General features: G+C 69.9%; 1 protein-coding gene. It reads left to right on the top strand.

From position 1 onward, the window contains the following. A partial coding sequence (locus H6A60_RS12770) for a hypothetical protein (protein WP_205105237.1) occupies positions 1–385 on the top strand: 385 nt, incomplete at both ends.

The raw sequence follows: 385 nt of genomic DNA, 5'->3' as shown, positions 1-385 counted from the left end.
GTCTACGGCCTCAACGTTCAGTCGGGAGCGACCCTTAACCTCGCTGCCGGTTCCGGTGAAGGCGCCGGCGCGGTTCTCACGGTTGCGGGCGGCGAGGACGACAACGTCATCGCAGGCAACGACGCGCTCGGCCAGGGCGGCGGCGAACTTGCCGTCTCCGGCGACGGTACGAAGCTCACGGTCGAAGGCGCCAACAGCCGGTTCACCGGTGCGACGAGCGTTGAGTCGGGAGCGGTGCTGTCTCTGGGCAACGGCGCTTCGCTCGGCACGGGCAACACCGAGATTGCCGCCGGCGGCACGCTCGAAGTTGCCTCGGCGGTCGACGCCACGAGCGGCGCGAGCCGCGTTTCCTCGCAGCTCAACACCTCGGTGACGGGTGCGGGCG

It is taken from the genome of Sutterella massiliensis (genome assembly GCF_016899755.1).
GTDB classification, from domain to species: Bacteria; Pseudomonadota; Gammaproteobacteria; order Burkholderiales; family Burkholderiaceae_F; genus Sutterella; species Sutterella massiliensis.
The sequence above is the reverse complement of the archived record's forward strand: the minus strand, read 5'-3'. Positions and strand labels throughout refer to the sequence as shown.